The sequence below is a fragment of the uncultured Neisseria sp. genome, from assembly GCF_951230505.1.
In the GTDB taxonomy this organism is placed as follows: Bacteria; Pseudomonadota; Gammaproteobacteria; order Burkholderiales; family Neisseriaceae; genus Neisseria.
Window position 1 is genome coordinate 1 of sequence record NZ_CATNVN010000001.1, and the last position, 20,962, is coordinate 20,962.

At 50.5% G+C, this 20,962-nt stretch carries 20 protein-coding genes and 1 other RNA gene; all 21 read left to right on the forward strand.

Translation table 11 applies throughout. The features are described from left to right. The first annotated feature begins 492 nt into the window (after window positions 1-492). The 21 genes from Q1M25_RS00005 to Q1M25_RS00105 all read left to right on the forward strand — a co-directional run bounded on the left by Q1M25_RS00005 (window position 493) and on the right by Q1M25_RS00105 (window position 20,844). Complete coding sequence (locus Q1M25_RS00005) at window positions 493-1,800, forward strand: nucleotide sugar dehydrogenase (RefSeq protein ID WP_004520865.1); 1,308 nt, start codon at window positions 493-495, stop codon at window positions 1,798-1,800. Between the two features lie 168 nt (window positions 1,801-1,968). Further along, window positions 1,969-3,396, forward strand: coding sequence for an oligosaccharide flippase family protein (locus tag Q1M25_RS00010; protein WP_300480319.1), 1,428 nt, complete (start codon window positions 1,969-1,971; stop codon window positions 3,394-3,396). Window positions 3,397-3,438: 42 nt separating this feature from the next. Beyond that, window positions 3,439-4,749: an O-antigen ligase gene (locus Q1M25_RS00015; protein ID WP_300480322.1), complete on the forward strand. Its 1,311-nt coding sequence runs from the start codon at window positions 3,439-3,441 to the stop codon at window positions 4,747-4,749. After that, window positions 4,746-5,816 carry a glycosyltransferase family 4 protein gene (locus Q1M25_RS00020; RefSeq protein WP_128580227.1) on the forward strand — a complete coding sequence of 357 codons (1,071 nt, stop codon included), beginning with the start codon at window positions 4,746-4,748 and terminating at the stop codon, window positions 5,814-5,816. Before Q1M25_RS00015 ends, Q1M25_RS00020 begins: the two co-directional genes overlap by 4 nt. Window positions 5,817-5,829: 13 nt before the next feature. Beyond that, window positions 5,830-7,002, forward strand: coding sequence for a glycosyltransferase (locus Q1M25_RS00025; RefSeq protein ID WP_300480327.1), 1,173 nt, complete (start codon window positions 5,830-5,832; stop codon window positions 7,000-7,002). Next, on the forward strand, window positions 6,995-7,612 hold the full coding sequence (locus tag Q1M25_RS00030; RefSeq protein ID WP_049333552.1) for a sugar transferase: 618 nt from the start codon (window positions 6,995-6,997) through the stop codon (window positions 7,610-7,612). The genes Q1M25_RS00025 and Q1M25_RS00030 overlap by 8 nt, the downstream gene beginning before the upstream one ends. Further along, complete coding sequence (locus Q1M25_RS00035) at window positions 7,599-8,573, forward strand: ATP-grasp domain-containing protein (RefSeq protein WP_300480330.1); 975 nt, start codon at window positions 7,599-7,601, stop codon at window positions 8,571-8,573. The genes Q1M25_RS00030 and Q1M25_RS00035 overlap by 14 nt, the downstream gene beginning before the upstream one ends. Continuing rightward, entirely contained in the window at window positions 8,566-9,258 is a 693-nt protein-coding gene (locus Q1M25_RS00040) for an HAD family hydrolase (RefSeq protein WP_101756152.1), read from the forward strand. The genes Q1M25_RS00035 and Q1M25_RS00040 overlap by 8 nt, the downstream gene beginning before the upstream one ends. Window positions 9,259-9,271: 13 nt before the next feature. Further along, the gene (locus Q1M25_RS00045; protein WP_070814986.1) at window positions 9,272-10,051 is read left to right on the forward strand and encodes a formyltransferase family protein; all 780 of its coding nucleotides are present in this window, start codon (window positions 9,272-9,274) and stop codon (window positions 10,049-10,051) included. Then, window positions 10,044-11,219 (forward strand): DegT/DnrJ/EryC1/StrS aminotransferase family protein, encoded by a 1,176-nt coding sequence (locus tag Q1M25_RS00050; protein WP_300480336.1) that lies wholly within the window; start codon window positions 10,044-10,046, stop codon window positions 11,217-11,219. Before Q1M25_RS00045 ends, Q1M25_RS00050 begins: the two co-directional genes overlap by 8 nt. Window positions 11,220-11,327: 108 nt before the next feature. Beyond that, window positions 11,328-13,229 carry a nucleoside-diphosphate sugar epimerase/dehydratase gene (locus tag Q1M25_RS00055; RefSeq protein WP_070749491.1) on the forward strand — a complete coding sequence of 634 codons (1,902 nt, stop codon included), beginning with the start codon at window positions 11,328-11,330 and terminating at the stop codon, window positions 13,227-13,229. A 43-nt stretch (window positions 13,230-13,272) separates the two neighbouring features. Further along, window positions 13,273-14,400 (forward strand): polysaccharide export protein, encoded by a 1,128-nt coding sequence (locus tag Q1M25_RS00060; RefSeq protein ID WP_300480339.1) that lies wholly within the window; start codon window positions 13,273-13,275, stop codon window positions 14,398-14,400. Window positions 14,401-14,571: 171 nt separating this feature from the next. Further along, window positions 14,572-15,021 (forward strand): low molecular weight protein-tyrosine-phosphatase, encoded by a 450-nt coding sequence (locus Q1M25_RS00065; protein ID WP_300480342.1) that lies wholly within the window; start codon window positions 14,572-14,574, stop codon window positions 15,019-15,021. 26 nt (window positions 15,022-15,047) lie between these two features. Next, window positions 15,048-17,207, forward strand: a complete 2,160-nt coding sequence (locus Q1M25_RS00070; RefSeq protein ID WP_300480345.1) for a polysaccharide biosynthesis tyrosine autokinase — start codon at window positions 15,048-15,050, stop codon at window positions 17,205-17,207. 135 nt (window positions 17,208-17,342) lie between these two features. Further along, the gene (locus tag Q1M25_RS00075) at window positions 17,343-18,332 is read left to right on the forward strand and encodes an NAD(P)H-dependent glycerol-3-phosphate dehydrogenase (RefSeq protein ID WP_003749007.1); all 990 of its coding nucleotides are present in this window, start codon (window positions 17,343-17,345) and stop codon (window positions 18,330-18,332) included. Between the two features lie 74 nt (window positions 18,333-18,406). After that, window positions 18,407-18,730: a hypothetical protein gene (locus Q1M25_RS00080; RefSeq protein WP_036492772.1), complete on the forward strand. Its 324-nt coding sequence runs from the start codon at window positions 18,407-18,409 to the stop codon at window positions 18,728-18,730. A gap of 11 nt (window positions 18,731-18,741) precedes the next feature. After that, entirely contained in the window at window positions 18,742-19,044 is a 303-nt protein-coding gene (locus Q1M25_RS00085) for a cell division protein ZapA (RefSeq protein WP_003681511.1), read from the forward strand. Window positions 19,045-19,052: 8 nt separating this feature from the next. Beyond that, window positions 19,053-19,233: non-coding RNA, 6S RNA (ssrS, locus tag Q1M25_RS00090), on the forward strand. A gap of 180 nt (window positions 19,234-19,413) precedes the next feature. Further along, entirely contained in the window at window positions 19,414-19,845 is a 432-nt protein-coding gene (gene rplM / locus Q1M25_RS00095) for a 50S ribosomal protein L13 (RefSeq protein WP_003684605.1), read from the forward strand. A 12-nt stretch (window positions 19,846-19,857) separates the two neighbouring features. Then, a complete protein-coding gene (gene rpsI, locus Q1M25_RS00100; RefSeq protein ID WP_300480354.1) occupies window positions 19,858-20,250 on the forward strand; it encodes a 30S ribosomal protein S9 in 393 nt (130 codons plus the stop codon). A gap of 87 nt (window positions 20,251-20,337) precedes the next feature. Next, on the forward strand, window positions 20,338-20,844 hold the full coding sequence (locus Q1M25_RS00105; protein WP_300480357.1) for a protein disulfide oxidoreductase: 507 nt from the start codon (window positions 20,338-20,340) through the stop codon (window positions 20,842-20,844). Window positions 20,845-20,962: the final 118 nt, after the last annotated feature.

Consider the following 20,962-nt stretch of genomic DNA (forward strand, 5'->3'; position numbering starts at 1 on the left):
ATATTATAATGACTTTAGCGTATTCCAATTTAAAACTTTGACTTAAGTTAACTATCCTCAAGCGGATTGTCGACAGATTTTCCTTTTTTTCATCACGAAATAATGGATTATTAAGATAAGTTAAGCCACGAAAATTTATTAAAAGTTTTTATTCTAGAAGGGTTTTAAACGGCATAAACGGTAGTTTCATTTCATGAATCATACATTTGACAAAACAATATCTAAAATCAAAACATGTGGTTGAATGTAATTTCTAAAAATTAAGCATTCAAAAATACCGTTTCCATACCATAGAGGCCGCCTGAACGACCGTTAAACTTTTTTGATTGAGACGAATCAGATAAGTGCTTATGATTTTGTCTAATGTAATTATAAGTATGGTTTTAAGGCTTCACACGATACGGCAGCCGGCTATGGCTATGCGGTTGCAGCAAACAACTCAGGCATCGGGCAAACACTCCCGATTTACTCATTCATTACACGAAAGACATCATGAAAAACATTACGATACAAAAATTTGCCGATAAGACCGCAAAAATCGGCATCGTTGGCTTAGGCTACGTCGGTTTACCACTGATGTTGCGCTATGTGGATATCGGTTACCAAGTTTTGGGTTTCGACATTGACACCAACAAAGTCGACAAGCTCAACAAAGGCGAAAGCTACATCGAGCATATCCCTTCCGACAAAATTGCCGCTGCTTCCAACAGCCTGTTTGAAGCAACGACAGACTTCTCCCGCATCGGCGAAGTAGAAGCCGTCATTTTGTGCGTACCGACTCCGCTGAACAAATACCGCGAGCCGGACATGAGCTTTGTGATCGACACTACCGATGCGGTAAAACCTTACCTGCGCGCCGGCCAAGTGCTGTCTTTGGAATCCACTACCTACCCCGGTACTACCGAAGAAGAATTGCTGCCGCGCATGGAAGAAGGCGGCTTGAAAGTCGGTCAAGACGTGTTCTTGGTTTACTCTCCTGAGCGTGAAGACCCGGGTAACCCTAACTTTGAAACCCGTACCATTCCAAAAGTCATCGGCGGCCATACCCCTGCTTGTTTGGAAGTCGGCCTGGCACTGTACCAACCCGCCATCGATAAAGTTGTTCCGGTAAGCTCCACCAAAGCGGCCGAGCTGACCAAACTTCTGGAAAACATCCACCGCGCCGTAAACATCGGTTTGGTGAACGAGATGAAAATTGTTGCCGACAAAATGGGCATCGACATTCACGAAGTCATCAATGCCGCCGCAACCAAACCGTTCGGCTTCGTTGCTTATTACCCAGGCCCTGGCTTGGGCGGCCACTGTATCCCTATCGACCCGTTCTACCTGACTTGGAAAGCCCGCGAATACGGCGTAAACACCCGCTTCATCGAGCTGGCAGGCGAAGTGAACTCCCACATGCCCGACTACGTTATCGAAAAAGTCGGCCTGGCTTTGAACGACCACAACCGTTCTATCAAAGACAGCAAAATCTTGGTATTGGGTATCGCCTACAAGAAAAATGTGGACGATATGCGTGAAAGCCCGTCTGTGGAAGTTATGGACCGCCTGCACAAACTGGGCGCAGTGGTTTCCTACTCTGACCCACACGTTCCAGAGTTCCCACATATCCCCGGCCACCACTACTTCGACCTGAAGAGCGAAGCGCTGACCCCTGAAACTGTCGCTCAATACGACTGCGTGGTTCTGACCACCGATCACGACAAATTCGACTATGACATGATCACCGAACATGCCAAGCTGATTGTCGATACTCGCGGCAAATTCCCAGTGAAAAATCCTAAAGTCATCAAAGCATAATCTTGCTTCAGACGCATCCGGCTGCCACCGGTTTCCCCGACCGGGACGGCGGCCGGTTTCCCAAGGCCATTTGTTTTTCAGACGGCCTTGGCAAACCGGCAACGGTAACAACGCATCTCTTACGAAAAACGCTCAGCTCGAACTTCTGGCCGTCTGAAAACAAATAATATGAACGCGAAAAAAATCCTCGGCTACGCATTGGGCCCGATAGGAAGCGCCGCTTTCGGCCTGCTTTCCCTGCCGCTCATCTCATGGTACTTCCCTGCGGAAGACATCGGCCGTATCGTACTCTTGCAGACCATTGCCGGATTGAGCATCCTGCTCTTGGGTTTGGGGCTGGACCAATCCTATATTCGCGACTATTACGCCGTTAAAGACAAGGCCGCTCTGTTCAAATCCGTTTTTTTATCGCCATTGATTCTGACGGTGGCGGTTGTGGTTTTAGTGTTACTGATAAACGCATCATGGCCGTCTGAAATCATTTTTGACATCCCCAGTGCAAATTTGGGGATTCTCTTCCTGATTTTCTTAGCCACCACGCTGATTATCCGTTTTTTAGCCCTGATTTTGCGGATGAAAGAGCAGGCATTGGCTTTTTCCGTCAGCCAGCTTGCGCCGAAATTCTTGATTTTGGTGTTGGTTTTTGCCGTGATCGCTTCCGGCCTGCCCGCCAATACCACTTCGCTGGTTTTTGCCTACACCGCCGCCCAAGTGCTGACCGTTGTACTGTTGATATATCAGCTGCGCCAAGACTTGCAAGCCGTTTCCCATGCGAAATGGTCGCCTGAGCTGCATCGGGACGGATTACGCTACGGCCTGCCGCTGGCATTCGGCAACTTGGCCTATTGGGGTTTGACTTCGATTGACCGTTTTGTCCTCAAGAATATCTCGGGCTTGGACGAGTTGGGTATTTATTCGATGGCGGTCAGCTTTGGCGCCGTCGCCTTGATCTTCCAAAGCGTGTTCTCCACTATCTGGGCACCTTTGGTGTTTAAATGGGTAGAAGAAAAAACCAATCTGGACAAAATCGGCGACATTACGCTTTCCATGACCGTCCTCATTAGCGCAATGATTTGCCTCATCGGGATTTTCTCGCCGATGGCGACCTGGATACTGCCGGAAAAATACACGCAGGTTCAATTTATCCTGCTCTCGTGTATGCTCTTCCCCCTGTTTTACACGCTGACCGAAGTCAGCGGCATCGGTTTGAACGTCGTCCGCTCGACTTGGCTGATTACTGTCATCAACATCGTTGCCTTTATCGCCAATACCGCCCTACTCTATCTGTTGGTACCGAAATTTGGTGCAAAAGGTGCAGCTATGGCCAGCGCAACGGCTTTTTGGCTGTTTTTCATCTTGAAAACCGAATTCTCTTCACGCCTGTGGCAGCCTTTGCCGCGCCTGAAGATTTATACCAACTCAACGCTCTGCCTGATGATCTGCCTTGCCTACACTTGGTTGGGTACGCGCGACAACTATATTTGGTTTGCGCTGGCATGGGCAGTCGGACTGAGTTTCCTGTTCCTAAAATATAAACACGCACTATTTGCCGCGACCGAAAAAATCAAAGCCAAATTAAACCGTTCGGCAAAATAGCCAACCTGAGATTCACGTCTCTACGATAACAACAGAACGACTATGAAAATAAAACGTCTGAACTTATACACTTACATCCTATACATCATGCTCGCAGCCTATATGCTGGGGCCTGCGCTGTCCTTTAAGGTCGGCGTACCGCGTATCGACAACCCGCTGACCCTGATATTTGTACTGCTTGGTTTTGTCGTATTTTTTCTGGAAAGCAAGCATATTCCGCGCAAGATTTTTGCCATGCTCTGCGCCCTGACCGCCATGTGCATCTGGCCTGCCATCCACATGGGCATTACATCGCTGACGCCGACGCAGTACATGGATATTTTGTTTTTTATGGCGATTCCGGCTTTCTTCTACTTGTTTTACCAAGTATTGAAGCGCGCCGACGACCCTTTGGGAACGATTCAGAAGTTCCTCATCGTATTTACGCTGTTTATCGCCGTGCCGCCGTTTGTAGAGCTGGCCACCGGTATTCAGTTTGTGAGTGCCAGCGATGAGTTGGCTATTGACGAAGGCTCGCTCAAAGGCTTGTTCTTTAACCCGAACAACCTTGCCGCCACCGCAGTCTGCCTTGCGCCTGCCATTTTGTTTTTCTTCCAACTCCAAGGACGGAAACACAAAGAAAAACTGCTGGGCTGGGGCTTGTTCCTGCTGTTGGGCATGGCTATTTTCGCCAGCGTATCGCGTACCGCCATCGGCTGCTACCTGTTGATTTTGTTGGTTTATACAGCCTATCGCAAAAACGGTTTTATTACGGTCGGCGTCGCTGGTTTGCTGGCGTTGGTGTTGTCGATGATTCCATCACGCGCGATTGCGGAATTTTTGCTGTCGCTCAACGGCAACCAGTTTTTGGAACGCTTTTCCAGCCGCGTGTACCTCTTCCTGTACGACTTGGGCAGCGACAACTCCGTTTCCTACCGTCAGGAGATTTACAACTACTTTTGGAACAATCCGCCCCTGCTGCTGACCGGCTACGGTCCTAAAAACTTCCGCGAATATTTCGGCGGCCATTTGAGCGGCAGCTTGGGCTTTGAAAACCCGCACAGCTTCATCATCGAGCTGTATCTGGGGTTCGGCATGATTTCCTTGCTCGGCTTTATTGCTTTTGTGGCGTGTTATTTCCTCTACACCACCTCAAACCGCGCAGTAACCGGCAAATCGCGCGTTTTGGCTTGGGTTGCCTTGGGCATTTTCCTGCTGGCCGGTTTTATTCCGTCCACCATTTTGCGTATGCCGTTTATCTGGCTGCCCTGCCTGCTGATTTTTATTTACAGCGTATTTGTTGCACCCGAGCTGAAAGATATGGCCGCTTACGCATACAACGAAACACTATACGATACGAAGAAACCATCATGAAAATCATCCTGACTACCTCCATGTCCGGCCTCGGTGGCACTGAAAACGCCACTTTCCGCCTCGGCCGCCTGCTCAAACAACGCGGACACGATATCGTATTGGCCTCTTCAGACGGCCCTTTGATTCAGGAAGCGCAAGCATTGGGCATCCGTTGGCAACCGATTGATTTTTACCAAGGCGGTCTTTTGGGTTACGTCAAAGGCATGTTTGCCTATATGAAACTGCTGAAAAAAGAAAAACCTGATGTGATTCACTGCCAAATGGCGCGTATCGTTCCGGCCTGCGCCATTGCGGCCAAGTTCGCTTCGCCGAAAACCAAAGTGTTCTACCACGCGCGCGGCCTTGATCCGGAAACTTATCCGAAAATTGCCAAGCTTTTCGACAAGCTGGGCGTGTACATCATCGGCAACTGCAAACACGAACGCGAAAAACTCATCCGTTACGGTTTCCCTGCCAACCGCATCACCTACACTTACAACGCCCTGCACAAAGCAGATTTCGTTCCTGAAAAAACGGTCAAAGACTATGTCCAACTGGGCACGCTTTCTCGTTTGGACACCGTCCGCGCCGTGCATCTGATGTTGGATATTTTGAAGAAAATGGTTGACCGCGGTATGCCTGTACGCCTCAACGTTGCAGGTATCGGCGAAGAAATGGACAACCTCAAAGCCCAAGCCAAACGTTTGGGCATTGAAGACAAAGTCACCTTCCTCGGCGGTGTCCGCGACTTGACCGGCTACTTCAAAGAAGTCGATATTTTGGTGAACACGCCGCATTGCGTGGGTGACCACGGCGCAGGTGTCGGTAACAATATTTTGGAAGCCGGCCTTTACGACACACCTGTCGTGACCTACAACATGGCGGGCATTTCCGAAATGGTCATTACCGGCCAAACCGGCTACTGCATTCCTTTCGGTGATGACGAAGCGTTTATCGAAGCCGTCGATACACTCATCAAGCATCCAGAGTTGCGCGGTCAAATGGGCAAAGCCCTGCACAAACACGTCGAAACCTTATGCTCCGACGACGAAATATACCGCACCACCATGGCTGCGTACGAAATGTAAGGCCGTCTGAAACATGAACATTACCATCGTCGCCCCTTATTGCTCGCTGCCTTCCGAGCCGCATTTCAACCGCTTCTGGTATCTTGCCGAGCTGTTGTCGCAGTCGCATGATGTGTTGCTGATTACCAGCAACTTCAAGCACTACGACAAATCTTTCAGACGGCCTGAAGATGCCGAGGCCGCCTCACAAGGCCGTCTGAAAGTCATGCTGTTGGAAGAAAGCGGATACAGCAAAAACGTGTCTTTAGGACGCGTGACCAGCCATCACCGCTTCGTCAAACATTTTGAAAAATGGTTGGAAAACTGCCGTCCGGGCGAACAAGATGTCGTCTTTTCCGCCTATCCGCTGATTGCCACCAACCTGCTGTTGGGCAAACACAAAGCGCGTTTAGGCTACAAACTGATTGTCGATGTGCAGGACGTATGGCCGGAGTCTTTCTCCTCGGTCGTACCGTTTTTGAAAAAAGTACCGCACAACCTGCTACCCTTTGCTTCACGCGCCAACCAAGCCTACCGCTACGCCGACGCGCTGGTTGCCGTATCGCAGACTTATCTCGACCGCGCCAAAGAAGCCAATCCGAACGTACCCGGCGAAGTCGTCTATATCGGCGCGGATTTTCCCAAACTCGATGCCGCGCCTGCCAAAGATTTTGGCGACGACAAAACCCGCTTTTTCTACTTGGGCACACTCAGTTACAGCTATGACGTGGAAACTGTGTGCAAAGGCGTTCGCAGGCTGTTGGATGCCGGCGAAAACGTCGAATTGCACATCATGGGCGGCGGCCCCGATTTGGACAGGCTCAAACAATACGCCTGCGACGGCATCAAGTTTTACGGCTACATTCCTTACGCCGAAATGATGTCGGTCGCCAAGGGTTGCGACATCTCCGTCAACGCCATCCACTCTTACGCCATGCAGTCGATTACCAACAAACTGTCCGACTATATGGCTTTGCAAAAACCGATTCTGAACAGCCAGGTCAACGACGAAGTTGCCGAAGTCCTGACCCTGCTGCCGCATGCGAACTACCGTTCCGGCGATGTGGACAGCTTCGTTCAAGCCGCCAAAGATATTTTGAAGCGCAAAGACGATCCTGTTCAGTCCGAAGAAATCGTCCGCCGCTTCAAGCGCGACGTTGCCTATCAAAAAATCGTCAACCTGATTGAAAGATTAGCTCATGAATAAATTTTTCAAACGCCTGTTTGACATTGTTGCCTCCGCTTCAGGACTGATTATCCTGTCGCCTGTGTTTTTGATTTTGGTGTACCTCATCCGCAAAAACTTAGGCTCGCCCGTGTTCTTCATCCAAGAGCGGCCGGGCAAGGATGGCAAGCCGTTTAAAATGATTAAATTCCGCTCCATGCGCGATGCAATCGATAAAGACGGCAACCCGCTACCGGACAGCGAACGCCTGACCGATTTCGGCAAAAAATTACGTGCCACCAGTTTGGACGAACTTCCTGAATTATGGAATGTCTTAAAAGGCGAGATGAGTCTGGTTGGCCCTCGTCCGCTGCTGATGCACTACCTGCCGTTGTACAACGACTTCCAAAACCGCCGCCACGAAATGAAACCGGGCGTGACCGGTTGGGCGCAAGTCAATGGCCGCAACGCCATTTCATGGGACGAAAAGTTCGCCCACGATGTTTGGTACATCGACAACTTCAGCTTTTGGCTGGATATCAAAATTTTGTTCCTGACGGTTAAAAAAGTCTTCGTCAAAGAAGGCATCTCAGCCGAAGGAGAAGCCACCATGCCTTATTTCACGGGTAATAAAACTGATGAAAAAAAATAACATACTGATTCTGTCGGCAGGTCGCCGTGTCGAATTGGTGCAGGACTTCCAAACCGAAGCCGCACGTTTTTCAGACGGCATTGCCGTTTTTGCCACCGACCTCAACCCCGACATGTCTTCTGCCTGCCATGTTGCCGACCGCGCTTTCAGCGTGCCGCGCATCGATGCAGCCGAATACATTGACAGCATTTTCGAGCTTGCCCAACAACACGACATCGGTCTGATTGTGCCAACCATCGATACCGAGCTGCTCAAACTGGCCGAAGCACGTGACCGTTTTGAAGCAGAAGGAATACATATTGTCATTTCGGATACAAAACTGATTACCCTATGCCGCGACAAGCGCCTGACCGCAGGCCTGTTTGCACAATACGGCATCCGTTCACCTGAAATTTACGAACGGGACCGCCTGGTTTTCCCATGTTTTGCCAAGCCTTATGACGGCAGCCGCGCCATCGGTGCGAAAAAAATCAACACACCGGCTGATTTGACTGTCGACATTACCGAAGACCCGAAAATGATGTTCGCCCAATACATCGATATCGAGAATACTTTCTCCGAATTTACCGTCGATATGTATTACGACCGTCAAGGCCGTCTGAAATGCGCCATTCCTCGCGAGCGTTTAGAAGTGCGCACCGGCGAAGTCAGCAAAGGCGCAACCCGACGCAATGCCCTGTATAAAGAGCTGGTTGAAAAAATGGCCGTATTGGAAGGCGCACGCGGCTGCATTACCGCGCAATTCTTCGTCAGCAAAACCGACAGTACGACCTACGGCGTGGAAATCAACCCGCGTTTCGGCGGCGGTTTCCCACTGACTTACGCAGCAGGCGGCAACTATCCGGGCTGGCTGATTCAAGAATACATCGGCGGCCAAGACATCCCTTTCTCCGACGACTGGGAAAACAATTTAATCATGCTTCGTTACGATGCTAAGGTTTTGGTAAGAGAACATGATTAAGCCGGAAGAATCCGTCATCGTCTTCGATCTTGACGATACGCTTTACTCTGAGTACGACTACAAATGCTCCGGAATACAGGCAGTTGTAGGGACAATTACGTCGCTTTACCCACAACACGATGCCGACGTACTAAATGAAATTGCAGACAATAAAAGTAAAGACTGGCTCGACAATTTGTGTCATCATTGCAAATTAAACGAACTAGAGAAACAATCACTTTTGTGGCAATATCGACTACATAGGCCTGTTATCCGACCTTATGTCGAACCGTCTTTTTTACGGAAGCTGATGCGCCCTTTTGCCGCATGCGCCCTGATTACAGACGGCCGCAGTCTGACACAGCGTTTGAAAATACAGGCCTTGGGTTTGACCGATTTGTTTGACGACATTTTGATTTCGGAAGCCATGCAATCGGAAAAACCCGACGATAAGCGTTTTGTCTTCCTGCAAAACAAATATCCGGCTGCAAAACGTTTCATCTACATCGGCGACAACATCAAAAAAGATTTTGTCGCACCCAACAAACTGGGTTGGCTCTCCATAGGCATCATGCCTAAGCCGCACAATATTCATCAAGCCGAGCCCGAGCAATACGGTCGTGAATACCAGCCCACCCTTTGGATAAACACCCTGGAAGAACTGACTACACTGACAACTTCCGCCACCGAAAAAGCAAATGCATAAGGGACATTTCTCCATGAAAATCTTATTTATGGGTCGCAAACAGGTTTCCGCCAACCTGCTTCGTTTTTTGACCAAACAAGATCATATCGAAATCGTCGGTGTCTTGACCGACAGCCATCTGCAAGGCTCGCCGACCACGGCCGCCGCACAGGAATTGGGCTTACCCCTATACACCTTCGATACGGCTTTGGAAGCAATGCGAGAAGGCCGTCTGAAATACGATTTGGGCTTGTCCGTCCTTTACTGGCGTAAGCTGCGTGATGAATTCCTGAGCATTCCGACTTTAGGCACGATCAACTTCCACCCTGCGCTGTTGCCCGAATACAAAGGCACGGGCGGCTACAACCTGGCCATCATGGACGAGCTGAACGAATGGGGCAATACTGCCCACTACGTCGACGCTTCCATCGATACCGGTGAAATTATCGAAGTGGACCGTTTCCCTATCGACGCCGAAACAGAAACCGCCCAATCGCTCGAACGCAAAACCATGCAGGCATTGGAAGATTTCGCACGACGCATCATCACCCGCGCCATCGAGTCGAAAACCAAATTGCCAACCACGCCAAACATCGGTGGCCGCTACGTCAGCCGTGACGAGATGGAAGCCATGAAGCAAATCCGCGACGGCGACAATATCGAGAAGAAAATCCGCGCCTTCTGGTTCCCTCCTTACGACGGCGCATACGTCGAAATCAACGGTCAGAAATACACCCTGATCAATCGCCAACTGCTGGAAGAAATCGCCCCCAAAGGCTCAACCAGTCTTTTCGCAGGAAAAACAAATGCTTAATACATCACTCTCCCCATGGCCAAGCTTTACTCAAGAAGAAGCCGATGCCGTTTCCAAAGTCCTGCTGTCCAACAAAGTCAACTACTGGACAGGTACGGAATGTCGCGAATTTGAAAAAGAATTTGCCGCCTTTGTCGGCACGCAATACGCCGTCGCCCTTTCCAACGGTACGTTGGCTTTGGACGTAGCCCTCAAAGCAATGGGTATCGGCCAAGGCGATGATGTGATTGTCACTTCGCGCACTTTCTTGGCTTCCGCATCCTGCATCGTGACCGCCGGCGCAAACCCTGTGTTCGCCGATGTCGATTTGAACAGCCAAAACATCAGCACCGAAACCATCAAAGCCGCTTTGACGCCAAACACCAAAGCCATCATCGTGGTTCACCTTGCCGGTATGCCTGCCGAAATGGACGACATCATGGCTTTGGCAAAAGAACATAACTTGTGGGTTATCGAAGACTGCGCCCAAGCGCACGGTGCAAAATACAAAGGCAAATCCGTCGGATCTATCGGCCACGTCGGCGCTTGGTCGTTCTGCCAAGACAAAATTATGACCACCGGCGGCGAAGGCGGCATGGTAACCACCAACGACAAAGAGCTGTGGAGCAAAATGTGGTCGTACAAAGACCACGGCAAAAGCTATGACGCCGTGTACAACCGCGAACACGCACCAGGTTTCCGCTGGCTGCACGAAAGCTTCGGTACCAACTGGCGCATGTTGGAAATGCAGGCGGTCATCGGCCGCATCCAGCTCAAACGCATGCCCAAATGGACGGCGCGCCGCCAAGAAAACGCCGCCAAACTGGCTGAAAGCTTGGGCAAATTCGCCAGCATCCGTTTGGTCGAAGTGGCCGACTACATCGAACACGCGCAATACAAGTTCTATGTTTTCGTCAAACCCAAACACCTGAAAGACGGCTGGACGCGCGACCGCATCGTCAGCGAACTGAACGCGCGCAAAGTCCCCTGCTATCAAGGCAGCTGCTCCGAAGTGTATTTGGAAAAAGCCTTCGACAACACGCCTTGGCGTCCGAAAGAGCGTTTGAAAAACGCTGTCGAGTTGGGCGACACCAGCCTGATGTTCTTGGTGCACCCAACACTGACCGATGAAGAAATTGCGTTCTGCAAAGAAAGCATCGAAGCCGTATTGACTGAAGCCACGGCATAATCATTTTCAGACGGCCTGCAACTTCAGGCCGTCTGAAAAAATAAAACAGCCTGCTTCAAACAATCCGTACCAAGCCACATTACAACACTCAGACACAAGAAATATAAAATGAACTTGGAAACCCTGCTGGCTCTGCCGCGCAACCTTAAAAAAACCTTCTTCGTCATCCACGATATCTTGATGATATTCGTGGCGTTTTGGTTTGCCCAAAGCCTCAAAGTGCAATATTCCGACGAATGGTTGAGTATCGCCAACTGGCTGGCTTTCGGCAGCACCGCTGTGCTGACCATCATCCTTTTCATCCGTATCGGCCTCTATCGCGCCGTCACGCGCTTTGTCAGCATCCGCGTCCTGACCGCCGCCGCATTCGGCAGCATCATTTCAGCGGTCTTGTTCTGCCTGACCACCCTGATTTTTGAACAAAAACTACACCTTGCCCTGCCCATCGTCTATTTCTTGGTCTTGGTGGTCGGCGTGACCAGCTCGCGTATGATCCTGCGTGCGATTCTGACCGATCATCACCGCAAACAAATGACCCCCGTCATCATCTACGGTGCAGGCCAATCCGGCCGCCAGTTGTTGGAAGCCATCAAACAGGTTAACGAATATTCGGCCATTGCCTTTGTCGATGACAACCCGAAAATCCAACGTACCGTCATCTATGACCTTGCCGTCTACAATCCCAATGAAATCCCAATGCTGATCAGCCGCTACGGCGTCCGAAAAATCCTGCTGGCGATTCCAAGTTCTACGCCGGAAGAACGCAAAGACATCATCCGCCGCCTCGAAGCGTACAAATGCGAAGTCCTGACCATTCCGGGTATGAAAGATTTGGTTGACGGCAAAATCAACGTCAGCTCATTGAAAAAAATCTCTGTGGTCGATTTGCTCGGCCGCGCCCCTGTGGCACCACGCCCTGAATTGATGAGCGCCGACATCAGCGACAAAGTCGTGATGGTGACCGGCGCAGGCGGCTCTATCGGCTCCGAACTTTGCCGTCAGATTCTCAACTGCCGTCCGACCAAACTGCTGTTGTTTGAATTGTCCGAATTCGCCCTGTACAGCATAGACAAAGAATTGCGCGAAACCCAAGCTGCGCAAGGCAGCCAAGTCGAAGTCGTACCGCTTTTGGGCTCGGTTCAAAACAAAGAACGCCTTAGCAGCATCATGAAGGCCTATCACGTCGACACCGTTTATCATGCCGCAGCCTACAAACACGTCCCTATGGTCGAGTTCAACACCATCGAAGGCATTCAAAACAACGTGTTCGGCACACTCTGCTGTGCGCAGGCTGCCGTAGATGCAGGCGTTTCCACCTTTGTTTTGATTTCCACCGACAAAGCCGTCCGTCCGACCAACACCATGGGCGCCAGCAAACGCATGGCCGAACTCTGCCTACAAGCGCTTGCTGCCGAGCCGGAACAAAAAACACGCTTCTGCATGGTGCGTTTCGGCAATGTATTGGGTTCGTCCGGCTCCGTTGTCCCCGTATTTGAAAAACAAATTGCCGAAGGCGGCCCGATTACCCTGACCCACCAAGACATTACTCGCTACTTCATGACCATTCCCGAAGCAGCGCAACTGGTTATCCAAGCTGGGGCAATGGGTAAAGGCGGCGACGTATTCGTCCTCGACATGGGCGAATCCGTCAAAATCATCGACCTTGCCCGTCAAATGATTGTCCTCAGCGGCCTCAAAGTCAAAGACGAGCAACACCCTCACGGCGACATCGAAATCAAGATTACCGGCCTGCGCCCGGGCGAGAAACTTTATGAAGAACTGCTCATCGGCGACGAGGTACAAAAAACCACTCATCCCCGTATTATGACCGCCAGTGAAGTAATGCTTCCATGGACGCAATTATCTGACATACTGTCGGAACTCCAAACCGCTTGTCTCCAAAGCGACCAAAACAGCCTGCGCCAGCTTTTGTTGCGCGCACCGACAGGCTTCGTACCCAAAGACGGTATCTGCGACTTGGTTTGGCAACAAAACAACAAGGCCGTCTGAACATTTTCAGACGGCCCGGACACCATCCCGCAAGGACTACTACATGAAAAAAACGCTCTCCCTGCTTACTCTATTCGCACTGACTGCCTGCAACAGCACGACTGTCATTCCCGGTTCAACCATCAAAACCAGAACCAAAACCATTGTTTACACCGATACCGACACCGCAGCCGATACCAACCTTGACAGCCGCGTTGCCGTTTACCCCATTACGCCCAACCTGATTGAGAAAATGCGTACGCCACCCGTACTTTCCCAAGCCAACCAAGGCTTGGAGCAAAGCAAAAGCGCTTACCGCTACCGCATCGGCAGCGGCGACGTCCTCAATATCATGGTTTGGGCGCACTCCGACCTCAACTCCCCTATCCAGCAAAGCAACCCGCAAACCAACCAAGTCAGCCGCGGTGCCTGGGTAGATGAGGGCGGTTACATTACTTACCCGTTGGCAGGCAAAATTCAAGCCAAAGGCAAAACTTTGGACGAATTGCAAAACACCCTGACCAGCCTTCTGAAACGCTACATCAAAAACCCTCAAGTAGCCATCAACGTTACCGAATTCCGTTCGCAACGTATTTCTGTATCCGGTGCCATCAACCAAGCAGGTCAGCTGCCGATTACCAATATCCCGATGACCATTTTGGACGCCATCAACCAGGCTGGCGGCGTCACCCAAAGTGCCGACACCCAACACATCAAATGGACGCACAACGGCGTCGACCGCACCATCTCCCTGCAAGACATGCTGCAATACGGCGATATGTCTCAAAACCATCTCCTCAGCCATGGCGACATCGTTTACGTTCCTAACAGCAACAACAACAAAATCTACATCATGGGTGAAGTCGGCAAACAAGCCACCCTGCCAATCGGCAATCACGGCCTCAACCTGACCCAAGCGCTCGGCGAAGTCGGCGGTATGAACCAAAACTATGCTGACGCAACCGGCGTATTCGTGATCCGTCGCGCACCTGAAGATGCGGCCAAACCTATCCACATCTATCAGCTCAACCTGAAAGATGCGACTTCTTACGCGCTGGGCAGCGAATTCAAACTGCGCTCCGAAGACACCGTTTACGTTACCGCCGCCCCGGTTACCCGTTGGAACCGCGTAATGTCACAAATTACCAATTCCATCAGCAACGTCAATACCCTCGACAATACGTTTAAATAAACAGTGGTTCCTGCGTCAGACCCTTGTTTGACAGCAGGATACAAAATCACGCACAATCCGACCAAATTACATAAACGGCATATAAAAGCCGTACACACCGCACAAACGGAAAAGCAGTATCTTATAGTCTGACTCACGCTTTTTTTCAGACCATAAACCGAAAACAATATCATGTACCACAACATACTCATCGTCTGCCTAGGCAACATCTGCCGCTCACCCACAGCAGAGCGGATCATGCAGAAAAAACTACCCGGCCACCGCATCAGCAGCGCCGGCATAAAAGCACTGGCAGGTAAGGATGCCGATTTCCAAGCCATCAAAACCGCGCTCAAACACGGCGTTATCGTTGCAGGCCATACGGCACGCCAACTGACTGCCCAAATGTGCGAACAGGCCGATTTGATTCTCGTCATGGAGCCCTGTCAAATCGACATGGTGGCCGACATCTATCCGCCTGCACGCAGCAAAACCATGCTGTTTGCCCAATGGTTGCCTAAAAAAACCGTACCTGACCCATACAAACAAAGCAGTGAAATGTTTGAAGCCGTTTTTGAACAGCTCAATGCTGCCGCAGACACTTGGAAAACCAAACTAAACGGAAAAACTCAACCGGTATAAAACCGGCATGAACAAGAAAGCAAGCAATGAAAAAAACGACCTACACACCTTACAGCGCAGACAACGACGACATCGACTTCGGCCAACAGCTGCGCGTAATTTGGACAAATAAATACAAAATCCTCGCCGCCCTGCTTGCAGGCGGCATTCTTGGCGCAGCTTTCAGCTTGGCATCCACTCCGCAATACCGTGCCGACGCCATGCTGGAAATTGAAACGCGACAAAACCAAATCCTGACCGAAATCAACAGCATCTTCAACAACCAAACCACGCCGTCTGAAGCAGAAGTCGAGTTGGTTCAATCACGCCTGGTGCTGGGTAAAACCGTTGACGACCTTCAGCTTGACCAAGAAGTCAAAGCCAAATACACACCCGTTATCGGCAGCCTGATGCACAACATCAATGGAGACCCCGATCCTAAATTGACCGTCGGCAGCTTTACCGTACAAGACGAATGGTTCAATAAAACCTTCACGCTGACCGCCAAGAGCAACAAAGCCTATACTCTTACCCTGCCTGACAAACGCGTTGTCGAAGGCAAGGTTGGAGTACCTCTGAAAATCAACAATCACACCACCCTCAAAATCGATCAAATCCTGGCTAATCCGGGTCAAGAATTTGCATTGACCAAGTTCTCCCGTATCAGCGCCATCGAAAACATCCAAAACAAACTGGCTGTTATCAGCAAAGGTAAAACCAGCCCCATCATCAACCTTACCTTTACCGGCACCGACCCTAAACGTACCAGCGTCATCCTCAACAGCATTGCCGACAACTACGTTGCGCAAAATCGCGAACGCGACGTCCAAGTTGCATCCAGCGGATTGGCTTTCATCAGCGAAGAATTGCCACGCTTGAAAGAAACCTTGCAAGACGCTGAAAACAAACTCAATGCCTACCGCCAACAATCAGGCTCCCTCGACATTCCGCTCGAGTCCAAAGGCGCATTGGAAAGCCTGACCGGCATCGAAACCCAAATTACCCTGCTCAAAACCGAAGAAGCAGGTTTGGCCGAGCTGTACACACCGGAACACCCTTCCTATAAAGCCGTATTGGACAAACTTGCCGTCCTCGAGCGCGCTAAAAACAAAATCAACCAACAAATTGCCGAGTTGCCGAACACCCAACAAGAAGTTATCCGCCTGACCCGCGACGTAGAAACCAACCAAGCAACCTACGTCCAACTGTTGAGTAAACAACAAGAACTCAACATCATGAAAGCCAGTGCGCAAGGTAATGTCCGCATCGTTGATTATGCCTATGTCCCTGAATACCCCGTTGCCCCGCGCAAAGCCGTCATCACGCTCCTGAGCGCACTTGCCGCAGGCTCATTGACCGCTTTGTGGCTGATGATTCGCAACCGCATGAAAAACGGCATTACTTCATCCGAAGAAATCGAAAACCTCAATTTGGAAGTCGTCGCACTTGTTCCGCACTCCAAAACCCAGCAAAAACGCGACTTCTTTAAAAGCAAATTCAAGAAAACCGGCGGCCGTTCCAACTATCTGCTGGCCAGCGAAGACCGCGCCGACACTGCCGTCGAAGCCATCCGCGCCCTGCGCACCAATATCTACTTTTCCATGCTGGACGCGCCTAACAACGTCCTCATGATTACCGGTGCCGCGCCTGAAGCAGGTAAATCCTTTATCTCCGCCAACCTCGCCACCGTAATGGCGCAGTCAGGCAAACGTGTTCTGCTTATCGATACTGATATGCGCAAAGGCTACCTCGACCGACTCTTCGGCCTTACCCCCGAGTTCGGCTTGTCTGACATCCTCAACGGCAAAGCTGCTCCGGCCAAAGCCGTACAAGAGACCAGCATTGAAAACCTCCACCTCATCAGCAGCGGCAGCTATCCTAGCAATCCGTCCGAGCTTTTGATGGACAACCGTTTCAACGAGTTGCTCGCCCACGCGCGCCAACGCTACGATTACGTCATTTTGGACACGCCGCCCGTATTGGCCGTGACCGACGCCGTCATCATCGGCCAACATGCCGGCACCGTCCTGATGATCAGCCGTTATGCGCACACGCGTGCACGAGAGCTTGAGGCCAGCGTCGAACGACTCAAACAAAACCACATTAACATCAAAGGTGTCGTCCTCAACGGCATGAAGCGCGAAGCCAACAACAGCTACGACTACTACGCCTACGATGCCTACCATTCCGGTAACAATAAATCATAAACCGAAGCAGGCCGTCTGAACTTTCAGACGGCCTAAGGCTTTTTAAACGGCACAAAAAATTTTTCACAAACGCCGCCCTTGCACCCCAAAGCCGTTTGTTTTAAAGTAAGCCCCGTTCCCATATGGAAGAGAAACATGAAAATTACCGTCATCGGCGCAGGTTCGTGGGGTACAGCTCTCGCGTTGCACTTTGCGCACCACAACAATGAAGTCGCCCTTTGGACACGCAATCCCGACCAAATCCGCACCCTGCAAGCAGATCGCGAAAACAAACGCGGCCTGCCCGGCTTCCCTTTCCCTGAGTCCCTGACCGTTTATGCCGATTTGGGTGAAGCGCTGAAAGACAGCCAACTTGCCCTGATCGTTACCTCCGTAGCCGGCCTCAGAAGCAGCGCCGAGCTGCTCAAACAACATAACGCCGCCGACATTCCCGTTCTCGCAGCCTGCAAAGGTTTTGAACAAGATACCGGCCTTCTGACTTTCCAAGTACTGAAAGAAGTCCTGCCAAACAATAAAAAAATCGGCGTTCTCTCAGGTCCGAGCTTTGCCCAAGAACTGGCCGCCCAACTGCCTTGCGCCGTCGTACTTGCCTCCGAAAACAAAGAATGGGTGGAAGAAACCACCGCCCAACTGAACACCAACGTAATGCGCCTGTACGGCAGCACCGACGTCATCGGCGTTGCCGTGGGCGGTGCCGTTAAAAACGTTATGGCGATTGCCACCGGCCTTTCAGACGGCCTCGAATACGGCCTCAACGCACGCGCAGCCTTAGTAACACGCGGCCTTGCCGAAATCACCCGCCTTGCCATCGCCATGGGCGCACAACCCAAAACCATGATGGGTTTGGCAGGCATCGGCGACCTTATCCTGACCTGTACCGGCGCACTCTCGCGCAACCGCCGCGTCGGCCTCGGCCTCGCAGAAGGCAAAGAGTTGCATCAAGTGCTTGTCGAAATCGGCCACGTTTCCGAAGGCGTCAGCACCATTGAAGAAGTCTTCAACACCGCCGCCAAATACCAAATCGATATGCCCATCACTCAAACCCTGCTGCAACTCATCCGCAAAGAAATGACCCCGCAGCAAGTCGTTGAACGACTGATGGAACGAAGCGCGCGCTTCGAATAAACGGTCGCGCCGTCTGCCATTCAGACGGCCTGACGCACAATATGGCGGCCATAAGGCCGTCTGAAGGGAAACACATGAACCAATCACTGAACAATCTGGAAATCAACGTTTACCAACTTGTCCAAAAATTTGAAACGCTGGTTTCAGAAAACCGCCGTCTCAACGAAGAAATCGACAGACTCAAACTCGAGCAAGAGCAACAAAAACGCCAACACGACGCGGCCATTGACGAACTCAGCGAAGCCTTGCTGGTTCAAGTCGGCAAACTCAAAGAAGACCTGCAAAGCAAAATTGACAGCCTGACCGTCGAAAAAGAAAACTACCGCAACGCACTGGCCCAAAGCGCAGACCAAATCCGCAGCCTCATTGCCCGACTGCCCCAAGAAACACAACAATAAAAGGACGCCCCGTGAGTATCGAACAAGTCAATCTCGACATCATGAATGTCAACTTCACCATCAACACGCCGAGTGAAGAAAAAGCTACCCTGCTGCAAGCCGTTGAAATGCTCAACAAAAAAAGCGACGCGATTAAAGAAAGCGGCCGCATCGTCGGCACGGACAAAATCGTCGTCATGGCAGCCCTCAACGTCGTACACGACCTCTTAAAAACCACCCTCAACGACGATTTGGCAATCGGTGAATTTGAGCGTAAAATAACCGACATGAACAACGCGTGCCAAAAAGCACTGGCGCGCTTGGAACAAAACTGATTTCCCCCTTTTCCCTGCGGTGTTCGCGAAGGCATATATTCCTTTGAACCAATACGTTCGCTTTAGGTTGCCGGGAGCTGTAGTGGGCGCGAGCGTCCGTTTGCCGGACGCACCCGAAACTACCCGAGGTGACCGCCTTGTCAGCAAGGTTCAAGCGGATTCAGCCTAAACGGCACTCGTGGGGATTCCCTAAAAAAAGCCATACCGACAGGTGTGGCTTTTCCCTTTCGTAAGTAAAGACTTTCGTAAAGATTTCCGGCCGTCTGAAAAAACCGCATATTCATGCATCAAACACACTCAATTAAGATTGACAAAAGCCAATCTCCTCTTTAAAATCCATAACTTTCTATATATATCTGGATTCCAACCATGAAAACCTTCTCTGCAAAACCCCATGAGGTGAAGCGCGAATGGTTCGTCATTGACGCAGAAGACAAAGTTCTGGGTCGTGTCGCAGCCGAAGTCGCACACCGTCTGCGCGGCAAACACAAACCCGAATACACCCCTCACGTTGATACTGGCGACTACATCATCGTCATCAACGCAGACAAACTGCGCGTGACCGGTGCTAAATTCGAAGACAAAAAATACTTCCGTCACTCTGGTTTCCCAGGCGGCATCTACGAGCGTACTTTCCGCGAAATGCAAGAGCAATTCCCAGGCCGCGCTTTGGAACAAGCCGTAAAAGGCATGCTGCCTAAAGGTCCTCTGGGCTACGCTATGATCAAAAAACTGAAAGTGTACGCCGGCGCCGAACATGGCCACGCTGCACAACAACCTAAAGTTTTGGAACTGAAATAATAAGGACACGACATGAACGGTAAATACTACTACGGCACAGGCCGCCGCAAAAGTTCAGTGGCTCGTGTATTCTTGACTAAAGGTACCGGCCAAATCATCGTAAACGGCCGTCCCGTTGACGAATTCTTCGCACGTGAAACCAGCCGCATGGTTGTACGTCAACCTCTGATTCTGACTGAAAATGCCGAATCTTTCGACATCAAAGTTAACGTAACCGGTGGCGGCGAAACCGGTCAATCCGGCGCTATCCGTCACGGCATCACCCGCGCCCTGATTGACTTCGACGCAGCCCTGAAACCAGCCCTGTCTCAAGCAGGCTTCGTTACTCGCGATGCTCGTGAAGTTGAACGTAAAAAACCAGGTTTGCGCAAAGCACGTCGCGCAAAACAATTCTCCAAACGTTAATACGTTTTCAGAATCGAATCAAAAAGCCTTGCTCTGCAAGGCTTTTTTCATTTATAAAACAATAATCCAATATCCCCGCAATATATGATGAAAACCCTACTCCACTACGCCAAATCATTGCTTCAGGCTGTGATTATCTTCATCTTCTTATCCCTGATTGTCGACTGGGTGCGCAAGCCTGACCAACCCTTGCAGTCGGCAGCACAAACCATCACTTTAACCGATGGGCAAACCACTTCCCTTCAATCCTTCAGTCAAAATCGGGTTGCCGTCGTTTATTTTTGGGGTAGCTGGTGTCGTATTTGTTCATACACATCATCAACCATAGAAAAGCTGCACCAAGACAATATCCCAACACTGGGCGTAGCCTTGCGCTCCGGAAGCAACGCAGACATTGCCCACCATATGCAACAAAACAACCTATCCTTTCCAAATTTCAATGATTCAGACGGCCTGATGGCTCAAAAATGGAACATAGCCGTCACTCCGACCATTATCATATTAAAAGATGGCAAAATGATTCATCACACATCCGGACTTTCCAGTTATATCGGCTTAAAAATCAGAATTTACTTGGCAAATATCTTCAGCTAAATTCATTGAAAATCCACTAAAAATAGAGAATCTAAAGAATAATTTCACCTGAATATATTCAACCAATTCCATTTCATAAATAAATAAACTATCTCTTTCCCAATAACATATGATTTTG